The organism is Cellulomonas chitinilytica (assembly GCF_016862675.1).
Lineage (GTDB): Bacteria > Actinomycetota > Actinomycetes > Actinomycetales > Cellulomonadaceae > Cellulomonas > Cellulomonas chitinilytica.
Window position 1 is genome coordinate 280883 of sequence record NZ_BONK01000002.1, and the last position, 20650, is coordinate 301532.

The following is a 20650-nucleotide window of genomic DNA, read 5'->3' on the forward strand; positions in this document are numbered from 1 at the left end:
TCCGAGCCGGGCCGAGGCGCGCGCTCGTCGTTCCTCACCGGTGGCGGACTCCCCCGCCGCCGGGATGCCTGCCAGGAACATAACTGCGGGTCAGGACCGGCGCCATCCCCGGCCGACTCCGCCGCGCCGCGATACGTTGCCCAGATGGTCAGGCCCACGCCTCGGCTCGTCCTGGGCGTCGCCGTCGTCGCGGCCGTGCTCTACAGCAACTTCCTCATCGACTGGGTCCTGCGCGGCTTCGAGGGCATGGACCAGATCGTCAGCGAGCTCGAGTCCCCCGGCGAGCCCCACGCCGCCCTGCTGCGCGTCACCGACTGCGTGGCCGCGGTCCTGGTGGTGCAGCTCACCGTCTGGGTGCGCGCGGCGCTGCCCCGCGGGGTGTGGCGCGAGGTGTTCGCGTGGTCGACGGTCCTCTTCGCGGTCGGCGCGGTCGTGGCCGCAGTCATCCCCGAGCCGTGCGGACCGGGCGTGACGTGCGACGCCCCCGCCCAGGTGCTGCAGCACGACCTCCACGTCTACGGCAGCGTCGTCTCCGACACGGCCCTGTACGTCGGCGTCTTCGCCGTGATCCTGGCGACCTGGCGCACCGGGCCCGTGTGGTTCCGACGCGCGGGGTGGTGGTCGCTGGTCGTCGGCGGGCTGCTGTCGAGCCTGCTCTTCGGGTGGTTCCAGATGACGGAGGACCCCCCGTGGGCCGTCGGCATCAGCCAGCGGGTGCACATCGTGTGCATCAGCGCCTGGATCGTCTGCCTCGGGCTGTTCGCCGCGTCGGCCGCCCGCACCGAGGACCGCCCGACCTGACCCGCCGGCGGCTCACGCGTGACCGCGGGTCGTCTCCACGAGCACCTCCCGGCCGGTGCCGCCCGCGATCTGCACGGTCATCACGGGGCCGACCCCCGGGGCGTAGAGCTTCAGCTCGGCGACGTCCGGCTCCAGCGGCGTGGTGTCCCGCGTGAGCAGCGCGCCGGTGTACGCACCCACCGGGGTCTGCACCGCCTCGTCGACGGACAGCACGACCGCCTGGTCCTCCGCCTCGCCGGCCAGGTGCTCCTGGCGGTACTCCGTGCCGGGCCGCGGCCGGGCGGGGACGACGACCCCCGGAGACGCACCGTCCACCCCTGCCTCCCACGAGCCGGACGTGGACACCACGGCACCGTTCTCGTACTCCTTGGTGTCCTCCCCGAGGTACCAGACGTTCCCGGTCGCGTCCTGGGCGTACAGGTCGTACGTGTCCTCCACCGCGGCCCCGCCGTCGGTCACCAGGTCGTGCACCACGCGCGCCTCGATGCCGAGGGCCACGGTCACGGTCCGGTCGAGCACGGTCACCTCGACCCGCAGGTCGCCACCCTCGTCGTCGGTCTCCCGGTAGACCCAGCGGTCGCCGACCGCCATCGGCCAGTACGGGTTCGAGATGTCGACCGTGAAGTCGGCGGGGTCCAGCCGGACCGCCTCCGAGCCCTGCGGAAGCGGCACCTGGCCCGCGGCCGGTGGGCTGCCCGACGCCGACGGACCCGACGACGGGTTCGCCGTGCACGCGCCCAGCGTCCCGCCCAGCACGGCACCCATCAGCACCCCTGCGACGACGGTCCTCGTCGTGGTCCGCGGCATCACGCACCCCCGGTCTCGGTCGGTCGAACCTGTGCCCGGCTCGATCGTGCGCGCCCGAGCCTGACGGCAGGCTGACGGCCACGGACCATGTCGGCGACCTTGCGCCGTTGTCCCCGGTGGCCCGCTTCTCGTTGCCGACTTGAATTCCGGTGGGAACCTGGAACGGTCTGAACACAGCGGGTGCCAGCCTTCGACGCAACCGGTGAGGCCTTGAACGCGGCGCGACGCCAACCCCAGCACCCACGAGATTGGCGGCCAAAGTCAGCGCCATCTCGAGCGCTTTGCCCTTGGTGTACTACACCTTCGGACATCCGGGTGTAGGTGCGCGCGGTCGGCACCCGGGCGGGTCGTATATCAGGGTGCGGCGGACTCCGCCGGGCCACGTCTGGGTCTCCAACTGCCCGTCCGCCGCCCAGGTCGGGGTGACGATCCCGGCCACCGCTGTCGACCTGCGGTCATCTCCAGGGTTTCAGCACCTCCGCACCTTCGAAGACCGGGCTACCGTCGACCCATTCGAAAAGAACCTCGAAGTAGGTCAATCGGTGCCCATCTTCATCATCGACGTACGGACTCTCGGTTCGACAGAGTTCGTCGCCGATGTAGCGAATGCCCAGCGACTCCATCCGCCGCGCCAGTTTTGCTTCGGGCAATTCAAGTGCGTCCAGACTAATCGCGTGTCCTTCCGTCGCATCGTAGACCGTCATGGAGGGAAAGAGTGTGGACAAAAACACGCTCACACGCCCCGCAGCGTCCCGGATCGAATAGACGCAGGCGTTGTTGATGTTCGAATCGGTCTCACGTGCGTATCGTTCAATCCCGTCCCCGACGAGCACAAATCGGTCCCAGACGTTTCTCATCGCAACTTCTCGAGCACGCCCAAAACTCCATCCGGGAACGCGATGCGAACCGGCTGCAGACTCGATGAACGTGTTCAAAACGTAGGCTTCATTTGACAGGCCAGCCATGCCATCCCTTCTTCGACTCTTGGACCATCACGCGGGTCAGCCGCTCACCTTGCGGGGACGTTCCGACGGTCACCCCTGCGTCCCAGATTTTCCGGCCACCTCTGCCCACACTAGTGCCCCGCCTGACTGCGAGTTCCACGGCTCTCCGGGCACTCTGGGGGCCAACGAACAGACTCTTTCCTAGCGTGTCGGCCTTCGACGCCACCGAATGCTCGTTCGTACCTCGGATGTGCTTGTTAAGAGCGCCCTGAGCGATCTCGCACGCATCTCCGGCGTTGTGGACCAATTGATCCGCATCGTCCGGCGACGCTGTGACGAAGTACGTGTGGTCGCCCGACGCGTGCAGGTTGTAAACATCCTGCCTGGCGAACCATCCGAGGTCGACAGCAGACTCGAGCTCGTGCCGCTCGCCGTCCGAACCAAGCGTGACGTCGCCGACTTCCAGGTTTCCGGCCGCGACCCAGCCTTTGCTCTCGATCCAGTACGGGTGATTGTCGGTTGCCACGACCGCCGAGTCGCTGCCGTCGAACGTCAGCGCGACGAGACGCTTGTCTCCAATACTCGACAAAGGCTCGATCACCACCTCGGCGAAAGTCTCTCCGCTGGCGGGGTCTGCCCCGAGGATTGCATCACCGAGCTTGAGTGACTCGATCGGCTTGAGCGACCCGTCAGCCATGCGGACCAACGTGCCGGCCACGAACGAGCACTTCGACCTCTTTAGCTGACCGACAGCTCGCTCGATCTTGGGTGCGGCACGGGTGGCGAGCTTGCCAACGGTCTGGCTGGTCTTGACCAGCCTGGCGACCTTGACGGCTCCGGCGGCGACGCCGAGTCCGACGAGGGTGGCGGCGGCGCCGATTGCGGCCATCTTGGCGGCTTGCTTGTCACCGACGGCGAGGTAGGCACCGGCGGCGATGGCCCCGACGGCGGCGCCTGCTGGTCCGGGGATAAAGCTAGATGACAGGTCCGCAACGACAGCGACGACTTTGAGGGCGCCCTTCCACGAGAACGTGCCTGCCAGGTCGGTGCAGTTAACCGGGTCGGCGTTGCAGTAGTCGTAGGCGTTGGCGGACCCGCCCGCGACGGGGTCGGTCTGCAAGAATCGTCCAAGGGCGGGCGCGTAGAGCCGGACGCCCATGAGGATGGTGCCGGTGGGGGTGTCGGCGGACCGTTGGGCGGCGCCGAGCCACCCGTAGCGAGCGGGTGGTGCGTTGCCGGTCTGCCCTGAGGTCATGGGCTGGGGGACGCCGAACTCGTCGAACGAGGTGAACTGCAGCGCGGCCCAGGTCGCGTCCGGAGCGCCGTCGGCGATGGGCAGGGTGGCGGTGATGTCGCCGTGCAGGTCAACCAGCTGCAAGACAAGGCTGCCGGCCTTGCCGGTCTGGACCGCGACGGCGCCGTCCATGCCTTCGACGTACCGGGAGACCTTGTCCGGCTGGGTCAGGTCTTCGGCGATCCACGATGGTTCGTCGCTGTCCCCGTCGTAGTGGTTCAGCGACTCCGTCGAGTTGGCCCAGGCGTCGTTGACCCACGCGAACGTGGACTGTTGAGCGAACCGCTGCAGCGGGTCCAAGGTCCACGTCGAACGCTGGACGCCCGGCACCTCCTGGGAGGCGACCAGGTCGTTGACGAAGTATCCGGTCGACGCGACCGCGGCACCGTCGGCAGTGGGCATCGCGACGATCCGGCCGAGCTTGTCGTACGTCCACGCCGACCCGTTCGCGCCGCTGGTGGTCACCAGCCGGTCCGCGCTGTCGTACGTCGAGGTCGTCGACATCGCCCCGGTCGTGCCCGGGCAGCTGGACGCGGCCGCCGAGGACAGCGACGTGCGGTTGGTGTGGGTGTCGAACCCGTACCGCCGCGACGTGCACGCCCCGGTCGCCATCGAGGTGTCGTCCACTGCCGTCAGGCGTCCGAGACGGTCGTACGTGTAGGTGCGGGCCCCGGCGTCGGAGGTGTGCGCGATCCACTGCCCGCGTTGGTTCTCTACGACGGAGTCCGAGGCGATGACGACGCCGTCGGAGATCCGGGTGTAGGTGCGTGCTGTCGGCACCCGGGCGGTGTCGTAGGTCAGGGTCAGGCGCACCCCGCCGGGCAACGCCTGGGACTCCAGCTGCCCGTCCGGTCCCCAGGTCGGAGTGATCGCCCCGGCCACGGAGTCGGTCATCTTGGTGACGAACCCGCGCGACTCGACCGTCCGGTCGTACTCGTACGTGCGGGTGGCCCCGATCGAGTCGGTCACGGTCAGCGGCTGGCCCAGCCGGTCGTACGTCGTAGCAGTCCACGCCCCCGCGGCGTCGGTGTACTTGGTGAGCCGGCCGAGCTTGTCGTACTCCTTGCTGACCGCTGCGGTCACCGCACCAGTCGAGTCGACCGAGGCGTTGCGCACGACGTCACCGGTGGTCGGCTCGTAGGTCGTGGTCGTCTTCGCGATCGACGCGCCCACGCCGGTGCCGGTACCCGTGAGGGACACCGAGGTGACCCGGTCGGCAGCGTCGTAGGTGGTGGTCGCGGTCCGCTTGACCAGCCCGGAGCCCGACCCGACCGAGTCCGTGACGACCGTCGGTGACCCGTACCCGTTGTATGCCTCGACCCGCTTGACCGGCAGGTCCGAGCTCATGCGCGCCGCGTCGTGCCCGGTCACCGCACCGGCGGCACGGGTCAGGCAGGGTTGTCCGGCCCATTCCGGCTTGTTTGCGCACGACGCGTCGTCAGCGTTGGAGCCGGCGGTGTAGAACACGGACGTCGTCGTGCCGGCGTCCGTCCCCGTCGAGCCCGGCTTGGAGGACCGGATCGCCCGGCCGCGCGCGTCGTAGACGACGGTCGAGGTCAACGCGTCGGGCTGGCCCGCGTCGACCGTCACCGCGGTGGGCTGCTTGTGCACCCACCCCGAGGTGGCCCCGAGCGCGGGAGCGCCGTCGATCGGCGCGTACCCGTTCGTCGTGACCAACGGGTCGAGGTTCTCGCCGGTGGTCGGGTCGAGGCCGGTCGTCGTGGCCGTGGTCAGCAGGTGGTAGCTCGCCCCGTCGGGCTTGCCCTCGTCGTAGACGTTCACGGTTCGGGGACGCAGGGTCCGCACGTCGGCCGGGTCGTTGCCCACGGCCAGACGCTGGACGGGGCCGATCGACGTGAGCAGGTCCAGCCCGTCCTCGCTGTACGTCGAGCGTGAGTCGAGCAGCTGGGACAGCTCGACGGAGCCCTTTGCCTGCAGGCCCCACGCGGCGAGCATGGGCTGGGCGTTGGGCAGCTTCTTGAGGGCCAGCAGCCGGTTGGTCGCGTCCAGGGTGCGCACCACGTTGCCGCGCATGTCGTACTCGGCTGTGTCGATGAACCCTTCGACCGGTGCGCCCTTCGCGGCCGGCGAGGCTGTGTCGACCTCGAGCCCGGAGGCGTTCAGGTACGACACGGTCGCAGGCCCGTACCCGTCCTCGCCGGGACTGGTGGACGTGGCCGAGGTGACCGCCGGGACGTCGAGCGGACCGAAGATCGCGGTCGCGTCGGTCGGGCCGTCGCTCTGGGCCCACGTGCCGATCGCGGTCGCGTCCAGGTCGTAGGGGCCACCGGCGGCGCGGGTCAGCGGGACCCCGTACACCACGGTGGTGGTGTTGTCCGGGCCCCAGGTGGCGGTTGTGCCGGGCACCAGGGACGCCCGGGTGACCTTGAGCAGACGCCCGGGCAGCGGGTCGATCCAGTCGCCGGCCCCCGTCTTCATCGTGCCGCCGACACCGTACGTGTACCGGTAGGGAGCATCACCTGGTGCCGTGACCGAGGTGAGGCGACCCGCCGTGTCGTAGTCGTACACGGTGACCAAGGCAGGAGCGCCCGAGGCCACGATCCGCGGGTCGTGCACCTGGGCGAGCCGCCCCGCTGCGGTGTAGGCGTAGGACGCCACCGGGATCCTGACCATCCCGGTGCCGGAGTCGGGGGTCCACACCGATGCCGTCGAGACCCGACCGGCATAGGAGCCGACAGCGGCGCCCACGGCGGTCGTGGTGGCTGCGTAGTCGAGGTCCATGACCTCGCACCCGCGCGCCGGGACAGGGGTCGTGCACGCTGTGGTGTTGGTCGGCCAGCCGTCCACGCCCGGTTCGACGGGCGCGATGATCCGCGCGAGCCGGGCCACTCCGGGAACCGCCGCGACGTCGTAGACGTACCGCGCAGCCCCCGCCGCGCCCGGGGCCGAGGTCACCTCGATCGGGAAGTCACCGCGGGCCGCGTTCTGGCGGAAGTCGGTGACCGTGCCGTCGAGCTCGGTGACACGCCACGTCGTGGCCGACGTCTCGGTCAGTGTCAGCGACTCCGCGCCGGGTTCGGGCCACCACTTGCCCCCGGAACCGGCGGTGAACCACACCTCGCCGCCACCGGTGAGCTCGAGTGAGACGACGTCGTCGTACGCCCGGGTGATGCGGGTGTACGCGGTGCCCGAAGCGCCGTCGACCGTGCCCAGCGACCACTCGGGCCCGAACGGGGACCACAGCTCCTGCACGGTGACATCGTCGAAGTAGACGACCTTCGAGCTGGACGAGAACCCGTCGTACATCCGCACGAACGCCTCGGTCGCTCCGGCGGGGATGGTGACGTCGACGCTGATCTGCTGCCAGGCGTCCACGACCGTCGGACGGGGGCTCTGACCAGCGACGGCGTACGCGCCGTCGCGGACATAGGTCACCAGCCGCAGCCCGCGCGGGTCCTCCGGCGACAGACCGGTCGCGGCGGGCACGTAGATCCACCCCGAGACCCGGTAGGTGCGCCCCGGCCGCATCGACAACCGCAACCCGCCGGCGTCTCCCGCGATCCCGACGTAGGAGTCGGACCAGTCCCGCGGGGTGATCTTGGAGGACGTCGTCCCGGAGTGGAAACGGGTGCTGTCCACGCCGACGGCTGCGCTGCCGGTGTGACCGGCGACCGTGGTCGCCTCCTCCTGCGCCTTGGTGAGGGCGTTGGGCTGCAGCTCGAACCCGCTGTCGACGTCCCGCGAGGACGTCGTGCGCACCAGGGACAGGCCGAACTCCTCCGCGTCGGTGACCGACAGCGTGTGGTCGCCCGTCAAGAGGTTGACCGAGCCCGGGCCGATCGCGGACGTCGCCGCACCGCCGGCGTCCGGGTCGACGACGACCGTCACCCACTGCCCGTTCTCCGGGGACGACCCGTCGGCGCTGGCGGACACCTGCGCGCGCACCTGCGCCGGTCCGCCCTGGTACCCCAGGGCCGCGCCCACGTCCCAGGTCGTGTAGCCCGACCCGGTCGGCAGGGCCCGCCACGACGTATCCCACGTCGTCCCGTCCGAGGTCGCCAGCAGCGAGGCCGGCACGTCCTGGATCTCCGACTCGGGTGAGTCCGGGCCACGGCGCCACTGGAAGTGCATGTACGCCATGTCGGGCATGGCCTCGACCGTCAGCCGGACCCGGCGCACGACCTTCGTCGCCTCGGTGGGGCTGACGATGCCGACCTTCCCGACGCGGAACGTGTACTTCGAGACACCCGAGACGTTCCCTGCACGGTCGACCGACTGGACCTGCAGCGTGTGGCGCCCTGCGTCCGCCGGCGTGATGCTGAGGCTCGCCGCCGCGCCGGCTTCGGTCGTCACCTGCTGCGCCGGGTCGGGTGCCTTGTCCAGGCCCCACCGGTACGCCGTGACCGTCGAGTCGGACGTCGGCAGCGAGAGGGTGAACGTACCGGCCTGTCCTGGTGCGCCGTGCCAGGCGTCGTCGCTGGGGAAGGTCGCGGACGTGACGTTCGGTGCCGGTGGTGGGGTCAGGTCGACGCCGAACCAGAACCACTCGGCCTGTGGACCGAGCACAGCTCCGTCGTGGGCCTGGACGGCCACCGCGTACTGCGTGCCCTCGTGAAGCACCCCCGCGGGGACGTCGAGCGACGCGACGCTGCCGCTCGGCACCTCGCCGGTGTAGGACCCGTAGACGACGACCTGGGCGGCGACGTCCACGAACGTGAACGCGCCGCGCAGGTACCCACCGTCCGGGTCGGACAGCGTCGCCGAGATCCGCGGGGTCGCAGTCGTCGCCCAGGTCCGCTGAGTCGAGGGCGTCGACGACGGCGTGACCTGGACACCGGTCGGCACGTTCGGCGTGGAGTTGTACGTCACCCAGATCGAGGGAATGTCCCTCCCGTGGTTGGCCGAGAAGAACTTCTTCCACCCGAAGTTGTCGGCTTCGTTCTCCGCCTTGAGGCCGACGTTCCCCTCGGAGCCCTCACCGACGGCCCAGTCCTGGGCCAACCGGGTGATGTCGACGCTGGTCCATGCCCCGGCGCAGCTCGAGGAGTACCCGTGCGTGTCAGACACGGTCGCGTACAGGCCGCCCCAGGCCGGCTGGTTGTCCCAGACGGTGCCAGGTCCGGCGGGCCAGGCGGACCAGACCTGCCAGTTGCGGGGCTGGCACGACCACGAGTAGAAGTTCGCCAGGTCGAGGTACGCGGCGGTCACCGCCTTGCCGGCGATCGCCGACGTGTCGAACGTCAGGAACGCGCGGCCGACGTGCGCGCCACCGTCGTAGGTACCCACGTCGAGCTCGGCCTCGCCGGAACGGTCACCGCTCGTGCCCTTGAGCACGTAGGTGTCGAATCCCAGGGCGAAGCTGACGTCGGGGTCGACCACGACCGGGTACGTCGTGGCGGGGTCCTGGAGGAAGTCAGCCTGTGGCGACAAGGTCACCGTCGCCGTCTCCGCATCAGGCTGGACGGCCTCACGCTCGACCTCGACGACCCCGGCGACAGAGTCCACCGAGCCGTCGCCGACCACCGGCGCGGGGGCAGCCTCGCTGTCCGCGTCGGGCGGCGCGGCGCTCCCATCCGTGGCCGTCGTCGCACCGTGGTCCTTCGCCGTCACCCACGCCGGCATCGGGGACAGCCGCTCCCCGGCGGCCGCTTCGACCGGACGGGCCTGGGTGATCGGGAACGCCCGGCCCTCGTCGCTCGTGGCGTCCCACATCTGCGCGGGTGGGGCCGTCGCGACCACGGCTCCGTCGTCGACGACCTGCAGCCCGCCGTCGGCGGCCGCGGCGAGCTCCGCGCCGTCGGTCTCGACCGTCAGGGACAGATCCAGCGCCTCGTCGACGGCGGGACGCTCGTTGATCACGAAGAACTGCTCGTACCCCGTGCTCGTGGCCTCCATGACCAGGTCGACACCGGGCCGGACGTCCGGGTAGACCGCCCTGCGGCCCTCCAGGCGCGGCGCGGGCAGGGGCCCTTCCCACAGCACACGCGTCGTGACCTCGGTCGCCGGCTCGGTCATCGTCGCGATCGCGACGGGCGCGTCGGACGATGTCGGACCGGCCCCCGTCCCCCCGGACAAGGTCAGGTCACCACTCTGGGCGACTGGACGGACCGTGCCGTCGGGCTGCGCAACAAGAGTCAGGTCGACCGGTGCCCAGTCCTCGACGTGGGTCCCGTCGCCTCCCTCGCGGACCCACACCGGGCCGGACCCCAGCCCGGCCGCCATCGTCCCGTCCGGCAAGGCGAAGACCGAGCCGAGCTCGCTGCGCTCACCGACGACCTCGACCGGCTTGCCCTCCAGCCGCGCGATCGCGCGCGCTGACACCACGTCCGGTGCGGTCAACGGCTCGTCGGCGACCGCCGCGGCCTGAGCCTGCTCGTCGGGCACGACGTCCGCGGTCGCCGTCGCGCCGGCCGCCGGAGCACCGACGGCCGCCACGGCCAGCGCCGCCGCCACCGCTGCGCCCCGCACCCCCGGGCGCCACGATCGGGGGGTGCCGAACCAGCGCTGCAGACCGGGCATGTGCTCTCCAACCGAGGGGGTACGAGACGTCGCGGTTCCACGGAAGCAGCTGCACAGAGCCCCCAGGATCACGCCGGGACGAGGCTGAGCTCCTGCCGGCAGCCGGAAACTATCGGAGTCACGCACCTCATGACCTGCGGTTTTGCACAGTCATCAACCACGCGCGCCGGTTCACCCGTTCGGGTGTACTGAGCCGCGAGGGGCTCTGCTGGTACCGGTCACGGCAGGGACTCCCGACATCGCGCCGGTTCCGCTTGTGTGGTCGGTACCGACGTTCCCACCCATCAGAGGAGAACCATGCGCGTCGACCCGCAGCCGCCCACCGCCCGAGGACCGGCCGAGTGGTTCACCGGCACCGTCCACCTCGACGCGATCCGCACGCCGGACTCCCAGTCCGCGGTCGGCGCCGCGCACGTCCGGTTCACCCCCGGCGCCCGGACCGCCTGGCACCACCACCCGCACGGGCAGACCCTCTACGTCACGGACGGCGTCGGGTACGTCGCACGGCGCGGCGGCCCCGTGCAGGAGATCCGACCCGGCGACGTCGTCTACATCGAGCCCGGCGAGGAGCACTGGCACGGCGCCACCCCGCAGCGGTTCATGGCGCACGTCGCCATCCAGGAGGCGGACGACGACGGCCGCGTGGTGACCTGGCTCGAGCACGTCACCGACGACGAGTACCCGGGCTGACGATCCGACCTCACGTCGTCGTGGCGAGGAGCCGCCGGATCTGGTCCACCACCTCGTCGGGGGCGTCCAGGTAGATCAGGTGCCCGCCGTCGAGGGTCACGATCCGGCTCTGCGGGTGCTCGCTTGCGACGGCTTCGTGGACATGCACCCAGTCGGGCATGCCGTACTCGTGCGTCGCGTCGATGGTGTCCTGCGCGAGGAGCATCAGGGTGGGGATCGCCGGGTCGAAGCGGTGCCCCTGGAGCGCGACGTCGTTGCGCAGGGACCAGCTCACCTCGTCGTCGAGCAGGCGCAGGTCCAGGTGGGTGTTGTCGAGCAGCCAGTCCTCGTCCTGCTCGGCGTCGTCGAGCAGCGGGTTGGCCGGGAGGAGGGAGGAGTCGTCGCCGTTGATCCACCGGTCGACGCGGACGAAGCCCAGGAACCGCAGCACCGTCATGGTGGGGTGGAGGCCGCCGTCCTGGGCGAGGTCGCCCTCGTAGTCCGCCGCGGCCTGCTGACCGGGTGCCGTGCTGTCCAGCCCGACGAACCCCGCCACCTCGTCCGGGTACAGCTCCGCGAACTCCATCCCGTACAGGCCGGCGATCGAGTGGGCCACCAGCACGTACGGGCCGTCGACGCCCGCCCCGTGCAGCGCGGCATGGATCTCGGTGGCGACGTTCCGGCTCGACCGATCCCTCGTCGTCGAGCCGGAGAAGCCGTAGCCCAGGTAGTCGACGGTCGCGATGTTCACGTCCTCGGCGAGGGGCTCCCAGACGCTCTTGAGCTCGTAGTACGCGCTGCCCAGGCCCAGGCCGGTCAGGAACACCAGGGTGGGCCCGTCAGGGTGCTCCGCCTGCGAGTAGACGTGCATCCGGGCGCCGCCGGGCACCTCGACCAGCTCCCCCGGGACGTCGAGCCGCGCCAGGCCGACGGCGTTCGCCGCCTGGTTGACGCCCGTCGAGAGGGCGAGCACCGCGACCACGACGGCGACGACCGCGACGGCGATGCGTCGCAGGCGCCTCGTCCACCGCCTCCGCCGCGTCGGCCCGGGTCGGTCCGGTGCCGGCTCGGGCGCCACGGGCACGACAACGCTCTCGGTCATGGCCCGAGACTCGCACCCCGGACGGCGCCGCCACATCGGGGAACCACCTGAACCCCACCCCGAACGTGCGTCAGGGTCCCGCCGTCGTCGGGGCTCAGACGGGGCGGAACCTGGCGAGGACGTGGCACTCGAACGGGTCGCGAGCGGCCAGCCCGACCTCGTTCAGGTAGCGCACGACCGTGACGTACGACCGCCACAGGCTCGTCTCCGTGTAGGGCACGTCCAGCGTCCGGCACTGCTCACGCACCAGCGTGCGGGCCCGGGCGAGGTGGGAGCGCGGCATGCTCGGGAACAGGTGGTGCTCGACCTGGTAGTTCAGCCCGCCCATGAGCCAGGTGGCCCACCAGCCGCCCCGCACGTTCCGGGACGTGCGGACCTGCTTGGAGAAGAAGTCGAGCTTCACGTCACGTGCGATGACGGGCATGCCCTTGTGGTTCGGGGCGAACGACGCACCCATGTACACGCCGAACACGGCGAGCTGGACGCCGAGGAAGGCGAACGCCATGCCGACCGGCAGCACCAGGAACAGTGCTCCGAGCACGACCGCGAACCGCACCAGCGTGAGCGTCAGCTCGGTGCGGCGAGCCTTGACCGGCCCGCGGCCGAGCAGGTGCTGCACACCGAGCCGGTGCAGGTTGAGGCCTTCGAACGTCAGGAGCGGGAAGAACAGCCACCCCTGACGACGGGTGATCGTCGCGAGCAGCCCTGTCGCCTTCGCCGCGTCCTCCTCGAGGAACGAGATCGTGTCGACGTCGATGTCGGGGTCCCGTCCGACCTGGTTCGGGTTGGCGTGGTGCCGGTTGTGCTTGGACGTCCACCAGGAGTAGCTCACCCCGACGACGCCGCACGCGAGCCAGCGACCGAGGCGCTCGTTCGCCGGCCCGGAGGCCAGCACCTGCTTGTGCGCGGCCTCGTGCGTGAGGAACGCCGTCTGGGTCAGCACGATCCCGAGCGCACCGGCGATCAGCAGCTGGAACCAGCTGTCCCCGAGCAGCACGAACCCGGTGACGCACCCGGCGAGCGCGAGCACGAGCCCGGCGCCGACGGCCGCGTAGAACGCGTAGGCCCGCCGCAGCAGGCCCTGCTCGCGCACCTGCTGCGCGACCTCGGTGTACGCGTGCGTGAGCTGCGGGAACGACTCCCCGCGAGGACGGGTCGGTCGGAAGCCTGGAGGGAGGGTGGGCGCGGAGGTACCGGATGAAGGGGTGATGACACACCTGACCGATCGGTGCCGGCACGCGCTGCGTGCGGGGCTTGGGCGCCAAAGGCGGATGCCGATCGCTGCAGCCACGGTAACCCGGCCAGGTCGCGCGCGGGGGGATCGCCCCGGATCGTCGACGGTCGCCCACGCTTTGCGCACATCGTCACCGCCCCGCACGGACGCGGTCCCGGCTACCAGGTGAGCGTGCCGTCTCCGCGGAGCACGGCGTGGTCGGACACCCACAGGGCCGTCGACACACCCCGGTAGTCCGTGCCCCACCGTCGGGCGACGAAGAAGACGTAGTCGCACTTGCTCGTCCCGCAGGTCGGGGCGTTGTACGTGCCGTCACCGCCGGTGCGCCACTGGTCGGCCTCCACCATGACGCCGGTCCCCGTCTGGCAGGTGCTGCTGGACGTCCCTGCGAACCCGCCCTCGTAGAGCGGCCGGAGCGCCGCCGCCGCCGGGCAGCTGCGCACGTCGATGTTGGTGTCGACCCCGAGCAGGGCGGCACCACCGCCGCCCGCGTGCGTCGAGAGCACGCTCCCGACCGCGGTGGCCTGCTCGCCGTTCGCCACAGCCTTGACCGAGAAGTGCGAGCTGCACACCCGGAACGTCGCACCGATGACGACGTCCCCGCAGAGCAGGTACCGCCGCTCGGTCTCGCCGAGCGGGTTCGGCAGCAGGGTCGCGGTGACGCCGGTCGGCGCCGGGGCGCGCGCCAGCAGCGCGATCCCCCAGCTCCGTGCACCGGGCGCGCAGCGGTCGTCGCCGATCGCGACGGTCTGGAAGAACGTGCCGTGCCACGCGGAGCCGAGCCGCTGGAGCAGCCGGTCGAAGGTGTAGCGGCACACCTCCTGGAGCGTGACCACGTTGCTGCCGGCGAACAGCACGCCGCTCGCGATGACGTCCGCCCGCTGGGCGGCCGTGGCGTCGCACTCGGGGTCGCGCCCGTACTGGTCGCACGCGTTGAAGTCGAAGACCTTCGTCCGCAGCGTGGCGGCCTGGGCGGCGTCCGGGTGGGCCGCCAGCGACCCGACGAGCAGCACGAGGATCGCGAGGAGGCACGGCACGTATCCCTGCCGACGGCGTCGGACGCTCATCGCAGTGCGCACCGCGGGATGTCGAGCCGGTCGGCGCTCACCACGCCCACCTCGGTCCCGATCGGCGCCTCGGACGTCGTCACGAACCGCCCGCCCGCGGTGCGCGACCACGTGCGGGCGACGGCCGACCCCTCCGGGCCGTTGTCGAGCGCCGTCAACCGGGAGCCGTCGGCGGCCGAGTACACCAGGTCACCGTGGACGCCCCGCAGCACGGTCGCCGACCGCCCGGTCGCGACGTCGATCTCGACGGCCCTGTCCCGCGCGCCACCGGAGCCGGTGGGCGCGCCCCCCTCGACGGTCAGCAGTGTGGTCCCGTCGGGCGACCAGTCCAGCGAGAGCAGGGCGACCGTCGCGTCGGACCGGTGGACCGCGGTGCTCGCGCCGCTCGCCAGGTCCGTGACCCGGACCTCCTGCGTCGCGTCGGGCAAGGTCGTGACGAACGCCAGCCGCCGCCCGTCAGGGCTCCACGCCAGCTCACGCGTCGCGACGGCGACCGGCTCGGCCCGGCTCGTCGCCGCAGCCGGGGGCAGGCTGCGCGGGGCCGCCTCGGCGGGCAGGTCGACGACGGCGGGCACCGAGGCTCCGGCGCCCGTCGGCCCCCCTGCCGTGAAGACGGTCAGCCCCAGCCGGGAGCCGTCCGGGGCGGGCGACACCCCGCCGACGTCCGACGCTTCCAGCACGACCGTCCACCGCCCGGTGGCCGGGTAGATCGCCACCACACGGTCCGCCGTCGGTGCGAGCGCCGCCGTCGGCCCGACGACCGAGGTCGGCGACGCGTAGACGGTCGCGGCGTCGTCGGCGATGCCGAACTCGTACGAGCCGAGATCCGTGGTCACCGGGGACACCGATCCGTCCGGACGCACCCCGTAGATGTCGGACGACGGTGACGACCCGGGCTGCTCCGCCTGCTCGCCCTCGGCCGTGAAGCCCCGGAACACGGCGACGAACGGCTGGTCGTCGCAGGGGGCGAGGCCCGCGAACGGGTCGCCGTCGACCCGTCGCGCGCCGGGGCCGTCGAGAGGCTCGGCGCCGACGGTCGACGCGCAGCCCGTGACGAGCATCGCGATCCCGAGGACCAGACCGGCGTGCGCGGGCCGAGCTCTGGTCGTGGATGTCATCTCGGGCCCCCGCCATCCGTCCGTTCGACACTAGGTCGCGACCTCACCGGCCCACAAGGTCGACCGGGCGGACGGGTCGACGTCCTGCCCCGGGCGCGCTCCTCCGGACGTCCGTCCGGCTATTCCTCACCTGTTGAAGGCCTTCGGGGCGTCCGTTACGTTCCGAAGATGAAGGCGATGATCGTCAAGGAGTTCCGCGAGCTCGTCCGCGACCACCGCACGCTCGCGATGATCGTCGTCCTGCCGCTGCTGCTGCTGGTGATCTTCGGGTACGCCGCGAACTTCTACGTGTCGTCCGTCGAGACGGCGGTCGTCGGGCCGCAGGCCGAGGAGCTCGCCTCCCAGCTGCCCGACTTCTTCGACGTGACCGTCACGGAGCCGTCGGGCACCCGGGCGGACGCGGAGCAGCTGCTGCAGGACAACAAGGTGGACGTCGCGTTCGTCGCGGACGCGGCACCGGTGACCGCCCTGGTCGACGGGTCGAACCTGTTCGCCGCGCAGTCGATCGTCGGCACCCTGAACGCGTTCGGCGACGCCGTGCACACCGAGGTGCTCTACAACCCCGACCTGACGACGTCGTGGGTGATGATCCCGGCGATCATCGGCCTGATCCTCACCTTCATCGGCACGATCGTCACGAGCATCGGCCTGGTGCGGGAGCGCGAGGCCGGGACGCTGGAGCAGCTCGCGGTCATGCCCATCAAGCCGAGCTCGGTGATCCTCGGCAAGATCGTGCCGTACTTCCTGCTGGCGTCGTTCGACATGGTCGTCGTGACCGTGCTGGGGATGGTGCTGTTCGACGTCCCGTTCAACGGCAACGTGCTGGTGTTCGCCCTCGGCGCGGCGCTGTTCCTGTTCGTCGTGCTCGGGATCGGGGTGTTCATCTCGACGATCTCGAGGACGACGGGACAGGCCATCCAGACGGCGTTCCTCGTGATGATGCCGTCGATCCTGCTGTCCGGGATGATCTTCCCGCTCGACGCGATGGCCGCGGGCGTGCGCTGGATCGGGTACCTGCTCCCCCTGACGTACTTCACGATGATCTCGCAGGGCGTCATGCTGCGCGGCGCCTCGCTGAGCTCGCTGTGGCTCGCGTTCGTCGTCCTCGCGGTCATGGCGGCCGTGGTGTTCACCGCGGCGACCCTGCGGTTCCGTCGAGATCTCGCGCCCGGCGGCCGGAAGCGCGCGGAGCAGGCCGCCGGCCCCGCGCCCGTCGGGGAGCGCGCGTGAGCTACGGGGTGCGGTCCGCCGTCGTGCGGTTCGGGGACACGGTCGCGCTCGACGACGTCACCGTGGACGTCCCCGCCGGCACGGTCGTGGCCGTCGTGGGCGGCGACGGTGCCGGCAAGACGACGCTGCTGCGGGCCCTGGTGCGCGAGCAGCGGCTGGTCGCCGGTGAGGTCGAGGCGCCCGGCAAGCAGCACATCGGGTTCCTGCCGGCGTCGTCGGGCAGCTGGGCCTCGCTGTCGGTCACGCAGAACCTCGACTTCGTCGCGGGCATCTACGGCCTGTCGGGGGCCGCGCTCGACACCCGCCGCACCGAGCTCCTGGCAGGCGCCGGCCTGGCCAGGGCGTCCGACCGTCTCGCCTCGCAGCTGTCCGGCGGGATGCGCCGCAAGCTCGGCTTCTGCCTGGCGTCCGTGCACCGGCCCGGGCTGCTGGTGCTCGACGAGCCGAGCACCGGCGTCGACCCCGTCAGCCGCATCGACCTGTGGCGGATGATCTCGCAGGCCGCCGCCGACGGCGCCGCGGTCATCATGTCCACCACCTACCTCGACGAGGCCGAGCGCGCCGGGCACCTCGTCGTGATGGACGCCGGCCAGGTCCTCGTCCAGGGGTCGTACGACGACGTGCGCGCCCACTTCTCCGGGACCGTCACGCGGGTGGCCGCCGCGGCCCGGCCCGCGTGGTCGTGGCGCCGCGGACCCGAGCGCCACGAGTACTGGCCCGCCGGGCAGGCCCCACCCGGCAGCCAGGTCGTCGAGCCCGACCTCGAGGACATCGTCATCGCCCTGTCCCTCGTGCGACGGTCCACGGCGGGGGTGCGCTCGTGAGCGGCGTGCTCCTGCGAGCCGCGTCGGTCACCCGCAGGTTCGGGAGCGTCACCGCCGTGTCCGACGTCTCGATGCACGTCGGTCGGGGCGAGGTCGTCGGCCTGCTCGGCGCGAACGGCGCCGGCAAGACCACCCTCATGCGGATGCTGCTCGGCCTGCTCGAGACGAGCGACGGCACCGTCGAGGTCCTCGGCGGGCCGCCGGACCGCGAACGGCGCCGTCGCATCGGCTACGTGCCGCAGAACCTCGGCCTCTACCCCGACCTGACCGCCGCGGAGAACCTGCGCTTCGCCGCCGACTCCTACGGCACCCCCGTGCCGGCCCTGCCGACCGACCTCGCCCGCTACGCCGGCACCCTGGTCGGCGCCCTGCCGCTCGGCGCGCAGCGGCAGCTCGCGTTCGTCGTCGCCCTCTCGCACGACCCGGAGGTGCTGCTGCTCGACGAGCCGACGTCGGGCGTCGACGCGCTGTCGCGGGCGGCGCTGTGGGACACCATCCGGGAGCAGGCCGGCACCGGCACCGGTGTGCTCGTCACCACGCACTACATGCAGGAGGCGCAGCAGTGCGACCGGCTCCTGCTGATGTCCGACGGGCTGCTCGTCGGGCAGGGCAGCGAGGCCGACATCATCGGCTCGACCAGCGCCGCCGCCGTCCGCACCGACGACTGGGCCACCGCGTTCGCCACGCTCAACGCCGCCGGTGTCCCGGTGATCCTCGACGGCCGCGACGTCCGCGTCGCCGACGTCGACCTCGACGAGATCCGCCGCATCCTGGCCGACGCCCGGCTGCCCGCGACCGTCACCCCGGTCCCCGCGACGATCGAGGAGCGCATGCTCGTGCTCGCCCGCGGGACAGCCGGATGAGCGCAGGGCGCGGGCGCCCGCGGACGACCGACACCACCGACCGGCGGGCCGCCGTGCTGTCCAGCGCCCGTCGGCTGTTCGCCGAGCGCGGGTTCCACGGCACGACCATGCGTGCCGTCGCGGACCTGGCCGACGTCGACGTCAAGCTCGTCGGCTACTACTTCCGGAACAAGGCCGGCCTCCTCGACGCAGCGCTCGCACCCCCCGCCGCGGCGGTGCTCATGCTCGGCGGCATCGAAGGACCGCGCGAGCGGGCCGGAGAGGAGCTCGTCCGCCGGTTCGTGCACGTGTGGGACGAGAACGACGAGCTGCGCGAGCAGGGCATCGCGATCGCGCGCGTCGCGCTCGGCGACGCCGGCGTGCGCCCGCAGCTCAGCCGGACCCACCGCTCCTACGTGGCCGCGATGATCGCCGACGTCGTCGAGCCCGACCACCGCGACCTTCGCGTCGGGCTCGTCGGCGCCCAGCTCCAGGGCCTGCTGCTGACCCGGTACGTCATGAGGACACCGGCTCTCACCACGGCCACCCCCGACGAGCTGGGCGCCGTCGTGGGTCCCGCCATCCAGGCGTACCTCACCGGGCCGATCCCTGCCACCACCCACCACGACAGGGTGCTGACCAGCGGGTGACACGACGGACGGCGGCGACCCTCGACGTCGGCGGCGGTCCCCTCGCCGCCCCGGTCAGTGGGCGAAGATGTCGTCGACCTTCTGGGCGTTCCCGAACAGAGGCACAGGCCCGAGCGCTGCGCGCATGGTGCGCTCGGCGTACTGGAACGTGCCGCTGATCTCGGCGTGCGAGTCGCCCCAGTGCTCCGGCTCGGCGCCGTACTCGTGCAGCGCGGTGGTCCAGACCCGTGCGTGGTCGAGGTACCGGTCGCGGGCCCGCCGCTGGGCGACGTGCCAGGGCGCGAACCACTCGTCCTCCAGTGCGCCCGTCGCCGCGATGAGCGAGGCGCCGTTGAAGTCCGCGGCGTCGTTGACCGTCTTCCGGAACTCGGCACGGTCGTCATCGGTCGTCGCGTTCCCCTTCTGGTCCAGGGTCTTCGACGCGCTGCTGGCTCGGGCGTTGAAGCCCTCCATCGGCACCTCACTGGCCCGCACGTCTGCCAGCAGGTGGCTCATCTCGACGTTGCGCCAGAACCAGTCACCGACCACGAGCGCGGCCAGCACGCCCACGACGACCAACGCCCGCACCAGTCCACGTCGGGACCGCCTCGACGACACCGGGTCGGGCGCGGGCACGGGCTCGCCGAGGGCGGCGGCGTCGGCGTCGTTGCTGGCAGCGGTCATGCGGCCCTCCTCGAGTGTCGCGCGAACTCTGGCACCGAGAACGACCCCTCCGAGCCGCGGGGCCCCGAATCCGGCATTTCGGGCTAGCGGTTTCACTCGTTCGAGTGCGCGGGGCCGCAGCCCGTCTCCTCGGTCACGCGCGCCGACGTCGGGTCGAGCGCGGGGCAGGTGGCAGGAGGAGGCTCGTCGTGTCCCCGTCACCGCTCGAGAAAGGCCGGACATGAGCACCACGGACAGCACCCACCCCGCTGATGGCGCCTGGTCGAGGACCTGAGGCTCGAGGCGGTCGTCGTCCCCGTCGCCGACGTCGACCGTGCGAAGGCGTTCTACGTCGGCCTCGGCTGGCGACTCGACGCCGACTTCGCGTTCGACGACGGCTTCCGGGTCGTCCAGCTCACGCCGCCGGGGTCGTCGGCCTCGGTGCAGTTCGGCGACCGGATCACCACCGCCCCGGCGGGCTCGGCGCAGGGCCTCTACCTCGTCGTCTCCGACATCGAGACGGCCCGCGACCTGATCGCGGCACGCGGGGTCGAGATCAGCGCGGTGTTCCATCCCGTCGTGCCGGGCGCGCAGTTCGTGCCCGGGGACGGTGCGGGACGTGCGACGGGTCGTGCGCCGGAGGGAGCCAGCTACAGCTCGTTCGCGACGTTCGCCGACCCCGACGGCAACACCTGGCTGCTGCAGGAGGTCACGACCCGGCTGCCGGGTCGGGTCGACGCCGCGGCCACGTCGTTCACGTCCGTGCACGACCTCGAGCAGGCGTTGGTCCGGGCGGCCACGGCCCACGGCGAGCACGAGAAGCGCAACGGGGGCGCGTACGACGAGCAGTGGCCCGCCTGGTACGCGGCGTACCTCGTCGCGGAGCAGAGCGGCGCCGAGCTGCCCCGGTGACGGCGACAGGGCCCGTCCCCCAGGAGAGGGCCCC

General features: G+C 71.5%; 15 protein-coding genes. 7 read left to right on the top strand and 8 right to left on the bottom strand.

What is annotated here, in order from left to right; genetic code table 11:
* Positions 1-144 precede the first annotated feature (144 nt).
* Positions 145-801, top strand: a complete 657-nt coding sequence (locus tag Cch01nite_RS03795; RefSeq protein WP_203748756.1) for a DUF998 domain-containing protein — start codon at positions 145-147, stop codon at positions 799-801.
* Between the two features lie 12 nt (positions 802-813).
* On the opposite strand, the gene Cch01nite_RS03800 is transcribed toward Cch01nite_RS03795, so the two are convergent.
* The 3 genes from Cch01nite_RS03800 to Cch01nite_RS03810 form a co-directional block, all read right to left on the bottom strand.
* Positions 814-1608, bottom strand: a complete 795-nt coding sequence (locus Cch01nite_RS03800; protein WP_203748758.1) for a hypothetical protein — start codon at positions 1606-1608, stop codon at positions 814-816.
* A 455-nt stretch (positions 1609-2063) separates the two neighbouring features.
* The gene (locus tag Cch01nite_RS03805) at positions 2064-2573 is read right to left on the bottom strand and encodes a hypothetical protein (RefSeq protein ID WP_203748759.1); all 510 of its coding nucleotides are present in this window, start codon (positions 2571-2573) and stop codon (positions 2064-2066) included.
* The gene (locus Cch01nite_RS03810) at positions 2554-10326 is read right to left on the bottom strand and encodes a DNRLRE domain-containing protein (RefSeq protein ID WP_203748767.1); all 7773 of its coding nucleotides are present in this window, start codon (positions 10324-10326) and stop codon (positions 2554-2556) included. The genes Cch01nite_RS03805 and Cch01nite_RS03810 overlap by 20 nt, the downstream gene beginning before the upstream one ends.
* A 297-nt stretch (positions 10327-10623) precedes the next feature.
* Here Cch01nite_RS03810 and Cch01nite_RS03815 point away from each other — a divergent pair, with 297 nt between their 5' ends.
* Positions 10624-11016 (top strand): (R)-mandelonitrile lyase, encoded by a 393-nt coding sequence (locus Cch01nite_RS03815; protein WP_203748769.1) that lies wholly within the window; start codon positions 10624-10626, stop codon positions 11014-11016.
* Between the two features lie 10 nt (positions 11017-11026).
* On the opposite strand, the gene Cch01nite_RS03820 is transcribed toward Cch01nite_RS03815, so the two are convergent.
* From Cch01nite_RS03820 to Cch01nite_RS03835, 4 genes are all read right to left on the bottom strand, one after another.
* The gene (locus Cch01nite_RS03820; RefSeq protein ID WP_203748771.1) at positions 11027-12097 is read right to left on the bottom strand and encodes an alpha/beta fold hydrolase; all 1071 of its coding nucleotides are present in this window, start codon (positions 12095-12097) and stop codon (positions 11027-11029) included.
* 94 nt (positions 12098-12191) lie between these two features.
* A complete protein-coding gene (locus Cch01nite_RS03825) occupies positions 12192-13307 on the bottom strand; it encodes a fatty acid desaturase family protein (RefSeq protein WP_203749180.1) in 1116 nt (371 codons plus the stop codon).
* Positions 13308-13489: 182 nt separating this feature from the next.
* The gene (locus Cch01nite_RS03830; protein WP_203748773.1) at positions 13490-14398 is read right to left on the bottom strand and encodes an endonuclease/exonuclease/phosphatase family protein; all 909 of its coding nucleotides are present in this window, start codon (positions 14396-14398) and stop codon (positions 13490-13492) included.
* A complete protein-coding gene (locus Cch01nite_RS03835; protein ID WP_203748775.1) occupies positions 14395-15516 on the bottom strand; it encodes a WD40 repeat domain-containing protein in 1122 nt (373 codons plus the stop codon). Before Cch01nite_RS03835 ends, Cch01nite_RS03830 begins: the two co-directional genes overlap by 4 nt.
* Before the next feature lie 168 nt (positions 15517-15684).
* Between Cch01nite_RS03835 and Cch01nite_RS03840 the strand changes: the two genes are divergently transcribed.
* From Cch01nite_RS03840 to Cch01nite_RS03855, 4 genes are read left to right on the top strand one after another with little or no spacing between them, the layout of a single operon-like run.
* Entirely contained in the window at positions 15685-16746 is a 1062-nt protein-coding gene (locus tag Cch01nite_RS03840; RefSeq protein WP_203748777.1) for an ABC transporter permease, read from the top strand.
* Positions 16743-17570 (top strand): ABC transporter ATP-binding protein, encoded by an 828-nt coding sequence (locus Cch01nite_RS03845; protein ID WP_239069841.1) that lies wholly within the window; start codon positions 16743-16745, stop codon positions 17568-17570. The genes Cch01nite_RS03840 and Cch01nite_RS03845 overlap by 4 nt, the downstream gene beginning before the upstream one ends.
* Entirely contained in the window at positions 17567-18433 is an 867-nt protein-coding gene (locus Cch01nite_RS03850) for an ABC transporter ATP-binding protein (protein ID WP_239069843.1), read from the top strand. The genes Cch01nite_RS03845 and Cch01nite_RS03850 overlap by 4 nt, the downstream gene beginning before the upstream one ends.
* A complete protein-coding gene (locus Cch01nite_RS03855) occupies positions 18430-19062 on the top strand; it encodes a TetR/AcrR family transcriptional regulator (protein ID WP_203748779.1) in 633 nt (210 codons plus the stop codon). The genes Cch01nite_RS03850 and Cch01nite_RS03855 overlap by 4 nt, the downstream gene beginning before the upstream one ends.
* A 54-nt stretch (positions 19063-19116) precedes the next feature.
* Here the strand turns inward: Cch01nite_RS03855 and Cch01nite_RS03860 are convergent, their stop codons facing one another.
* Positions 19117-19725: a hypothetical protein gene (locus Cch01nite_RS03860; protein ID WP_203748782.1), complete on the bottom strand. Its 609-nt coding sequence runs from the start codon at positions 19723-19725 to the stop codon at positions 19117-19119.
* A 270-nt stretch (positions 19726-19995) separates the two neighbouring features.
* Here Cch01nite_RS03860 and Cch01nite_RS03865 point away from each other — a divergent pair, with 270 nt between their 5' ends.
* A complete protein-coding gene (locus Cch01nite_RS03865; RefSeq protein WP_203749189.1) occupies positions 19996-20616 on the top strand; it encodes a VOC family protein in 621 nt (206 codons plus the stop codon).
* The last annotated feature ends 34 nt before the right edge of the window (positions 20617-20650 follow it).

What these genes read in the sequence shown, in the direction of transcription:
- Cch01nite_RS03805 (WP_203748759.1), bottom strand. Translation starts at nt 2,573, where the DNA reads ATGGCTGGCCTGTCAAATGAAGCCTACGTTTTGAACACGTTCATCGAG.
- Cch01nite_RS03815 (WP_203748769.1), top strand. Translation starts at nt 10,624, where the DNA reads ATGCGCGTCGACCCGCAGCCGCCCACCGCCCGAGGACCGGCCGAGTGG.
- Cch01nite_RS03840 (WP_203748777.1), top strand. Translation starts at nt 15,685, where the DNA reads ATGAAGGCGATGATCGTCAAGGAGTTCCGCGAGCTCGTCCGCGACCAC.
- Cch01nite_RS03860 (WP_203748782.1), bottom strand. Translation starts at nt 19,725, where the DNA reads ATGACCGCTGCCAGCAACGACGCCGACGCCGCCGCCCTCGGCGAGCCC.
- Cch01nite_RS03855 (WP_203748779.1), top strand. Translation starts at nt 18,430, where the DNA reads ATGAGCGCAGGGCGCGGGCGCCCGCGGACGACCGACACCACCGACCGG.
- Cch01nite_RS03820 (WP_203748771.1), bottom strand. Translation starts at nt 12,097, where the DNA reads ATGACCGAGAGCGTTGTCGTGCCCGTGGCGCCCGAGCCGGCACCGGAC.
- Cch01nite_RS03835 (WP_203748775.1), bottom strand. Translation starts at nt 15,516, where the DNA reads ATGACATCCACGACCAGAGCTCGGCCCGCGCACGCCGGTCTGGTCCTC.
- Cch01nite_RS03830 (WP_203748773.1), bottom strand. Translation starts at nt 14,398, where the DNA reads ATGAGCGTCCGACGCCGTCGGCAGGGATACGTGCCGTGCCTCCTCGCG.
- Cch01nite_RS03800 (WP_203748758.1), bottom strand. Translation starts at nt 1,608, where the DNA reads ATGCCGCGGACCACGACGAGGACCGTCGTCGCAGGGGTGCTGATGGGT.
- Cch01nite_RS03810 (WP_203748767.1), bottom strand. Translation starts at nt 10,326, where the DNA reads ATGCCCGGTCTGCAGCGCTGGTTCGGCACCCCCCGATCGTGGCGCCCG.
- Cch01nite_RS03795 (WP_203748756.1), top strand. Translation starts at nt 145, where the DNA reads ATGGTCAGGCCCACGCCTCGGCTCGTCCTGGGCGTCGCCGTCGTCGCG.